The organism is Vibrio splendidus 12E03 (genome assembly GCF_000272105.2).
GTDB lineage: Bacteria > Pseudomonadota > Gammaproteobacteria > Enterobacterales > Vibrionaceae > Vibrio > Vibrio splendidus_I.
This window is the reverse complement of record NZ_AJZD02000135.1, coordinates 1-3,627: the sequence shown is the minus strand read 5'-3', so window position 1 is coordinate 3,627 and position 3,627 is coordinate 1. Positions and strand designations below refer to the sequence as shown.

Sequence of the window (3,627 nt, the reverse complement as noted above, 5' to 3'; positions counted from 1 at the left end):
TCGTGATGTAATACTTTTTCTAAATTAGATTTATCTAGCTTGACCATAAAAACTCCTAACAGCTATATTAGACAGAAAAATTCTGCACTTAAATACAGAATTATTCTGTCTAGTATCTTAATGACGTAAACGATACCCCGTTTTTATGAAAACTAACAGTAACTTAAGCACTACAGCTCTCTGCCTACATCCCAAAATACAGAATTTTTCTATATAGCATGAATTGATGTGCCAAACTTCAACTCATGTATGGATAACCAGTTACAGTTTAATGAAAAAATCACCATTTCTATCGTATATACAAGAATATATGCTTGGACGGCACTATGCCCTTCGTACAACGGAGGCGTACATTTATTGGATTCACCAATACATTCTTTATCATGATAAAAAGCACCCAAAGAGCTTAACTTCCAGGCATGTAGAAGATTTCCTAACGCACTTGGTTGTTAACAAAAAGTCAGCGAGGAAAACGCAAAGTCTGGCTCTCAATGCATTAGTCTTTTTATACAAAGAAATTATTCAAGAACCCATAGAGCTTGATATGCAGTTTCGGCGCTCAGATAAATCAAGAAAATTACCAACAGTCATGACTCCAGAAGAGATTGGAAGGCTATTCAATCACTGTTCACCTAACTACAAATTACCTTATCAATTAATGTATGGATCAGGGTTGCGTTTAATGGAGTGTCTACGCTTACGCATACAAGATATCGATTATGCATATAAATCTGTACGTGTATGGCAAGGGAAAGGAGGTAAAAACCGCATAGTGACAATAGCACCAGAGCTTTTCCCCGCTATCAAACAACAGCAACAGAGATCCGCGAGTTACTATCATCAAGACATGAATGACACAGTTTTCTCTGGTGTATACATACCTGAAGCTCTCGCTAGAAAATACCCGAGCGCAGAAAGGAGCCTAAATTGGCAATTCCTCTTTCCCTCTAGTCGTTTGTCGCCAGATTTACAAACAGGCGAGCTACGTAGGCACCATATTCACCCAACAGCGCTTCAAAAACACATTAAGGTTGCAGGCCAAAAAGCCAACATTGAGAAAAATATCTCATGCCATACTTTAAGGCACTCATTCGCTACGCACCTTCTTCAAAGCGGAGCGGATATCAGAACCGTTCAAGAACAACTTGGTCACACAGATTTGAAGACAACGCAAATCTATACTCACATCATAGATAGAGGCGCCAATGGCGTTGTTAGCCCACTATCAAGAATATTCGTAAAGTAACGATAGATGAAATTCGGATTCCGAATTCTGAAATGACTTCATAATCACGAAACAGGGCACTATCACCTGCTCTTAGGGCTGAGGCCTCTAGTCACCCCAAAAACTCAATAACAATTTATGTGTGTGTTTTTCTCTGCAGCAATGGCTGCGTATCACCTCTTATTGTTACGCCACCATTGCCTATTTACAACTTTCATGGCGCTCACAACGCCCTAACACGCACAATAACAGGATGCCTAACAAACACATTATTAAACAGCGAGTTGCAGGTTTCCTACTCTCTACTTCGAGCTTTCGAAAAGAGATATTTCACAATTTTCATCAATAACAGTGTTCGAAAAAGAACATATGTCTCAAAAACATATACACCATCAATATGAATAAGACTGCATGGTAAACTGCTTTTATAAAAAAGCAGGAATAAAGAATGATTACTAAGGATAGAGATTCAAAAATCGACAATAGTCTTCAACAGAAAGCTGGTGCAAAAGTAGAGCAAGATGTCGCGTTTTACTTACGCAGAGAGTTTGGAGATGCAAATGACGTTTTCATTATCAATGACCTACGCATACAGTTTAAAAATGAAACAGCTCAGATCGATCACTTAGTCCTTTATAACAAAGGATTTATCATTATTGAGTCGAAATCGATTCGTGGTGAGGTTAAGGTCAACAATCAACTCGAATGGAGCCGAACCGTAAGAGGGAATTGGACTGGAATGCCCTCGCCTATCGAGCAAGCTAAGTTACAAACCAAACTATTGAAAGCACTTTTAAATGACAACGCTAAGTCGTTGCTAGACCGAATTGCGTTTGTACAGGCGTACTTTGGTGGTCGCTGTTGGGATCAACTCTGTGCCGCGTCCAATGACGCTCTAATCGATCGAACTTCTATCCCTAAAGATATATCGAAGAAGCTCATTAAAGCCGAGTCTATTGGTAGCTGCGTTAAGAGTCTCATCAAAAAGCACCGCGTAGGTTCAATTCTAAATCCGAACCCTACGTTTAATCGTGATGAACTGTACCGCCTAGTTCACTTTCTAAACGAACAACATGTGCCTACGTCCTCTCCGGCTCCCAAAGTACATCTCGCAGAATTGAGCGAAACTGAAAAGGTAGACTTGGTTCCAGCTCAAGAAGCAATTGAAAAGGCCAAAGTTCCACAAATAAGGCATGGTTTTAATTGTAAGAAGTGTCAAAGCCCGCAGACCGAGCCGAGGTATGGAAAGTATGGGTATTACGTCTACTGCCCACAATGTAAGGTGAATACTGCAATGCGTATTAGTTGCCATTCTTGCCAATCTAATTCAGCTAAAGTCAGTAAGAAAAAGAACACGTACTCAATTGCATGCTCTTGTGGTGAAGGAACTCAAGTCGTATTTCCTTAATCTAATAATTCGGAATCCGAATTACAACGCAATTTAAAGCGATGCGGATTCAAATTCGGATTCCGAATTCCTCCAAAACTAAAGAACTAACACAAATCACTTCTGGCCACTTTTCGGCATAACCTCAACAGGTGGTACTTGGTGCCAAATAATGTCACTTGTGCCTGTATAGATTTTTGTTGTTTTAGCGTTCGCGTGTGCCATTCGCTCGGTAGCACTCTGCCCTTGCTGTTCAATCATTCGAGCAGCTAGTCCTCGAATTTCATGATAGGTCGGCCTTAACGATTTCTTTAGGTGGCTATAAAGCCCTAATGAATCTCGAACCTTACTGAACTCTTTACTTATATTGTGGTGATGTACTTGGTAAAGATGGTCGGTCTCTTTTGAAATGCCACGTTGCTGCTGTTTCGGTTTACGATGAACGATATAAGGACAAATCAATCTCGATGTTTTAGAAAGATCGACAATGTCTTTAATCGTCTGAGTGACAGGAATGGCGACAGTGGAAGCATCGGACTTTTTCACCTTTTCTCGGTGAACATAAAGCATTCCATACACAGCATGCCCGTCAACATACTCCACCTCTTTGTCAGGGTTCCAAAGAATCCCACAAACGCCTTCACGTGGTTTGTATATCCGATAACGAAGCCTATAGATCTCTCTCACAGCATGAGTCGTCTCAAGAGTTAAGCTCATTGCGACCTTAAGAAACAGTGGCGCTGCATCGTAGACCTTTTGGTAGTTTTCGATATCTAGGTCGTGGCGAGCTTTGGTGTAATCTTCTCTGGTCAATCGACGCTGTTTTTTATTGAGTACAAAATTACTCTCAATAGCGCTCTCATCAGCAAGATAGGAAAATACCTTTTTAAGGTTACTGATCTTATTGTTGAGCTGACGATTACTTAACTCTGAATAGTATTTCGAAAGGAACTCATTGATGTGCTGTAACTTGATCGATTTGGTTGGCAACCGCCCCATGAACTCATCAAGGCGG

The 3,627-nt window shown here is 40.6% G+C and carries 3 protein-coding genes; 2 read left to right on the top strand and 1 reads right to left on the bottom strand.

What is annotated here, in order from left to right; genetic code table 11:
- Window positions 1–271: 271 nt before the first annotated feature.
- Together A142_RS10300 and A142_RS10295 are read left to right on the top strand one after the other, a co-directional pair.
- Window positions 272–1,246 carry an integron integrase gene (locus A142_RS10300; RefSeq protein ID WP_019822981.1) on the top strand — a complete coding sequence of 325 codons (975 nt, stop codon included), beginning with the start codon at window positions 272–274 and terminating at the stop codon, window positions 1,244–1,246.
- A 427-nt stretch (window positions 1,247–1,673) separates the two neighbouring features.
- The gene (locus A142_RS10295; protein WP_019822979.1) at window positions 1,674–2,633 is read left to right on the top strand and encodes a nuclease-related domain-containing protein; all 960 of its coding nucleotides are present in this window, start codon (window positions 1,674–1,676) and stop codon (window positions 2,631–2,633) included.
- Between the two features lie 96 nt (window positions 2,634–2,729).
- On the opposite strand, the gene A142_RS10290 is transcribed toward A142_RS10295, so the two are convergent.
- Window positions 2,730–3,627 (bottom strand): integrase (locus A142_RS10290; RefSeq protein WP_019822977.1); only part of this gene is annotated, 898 nt, incomplete at its 5' end.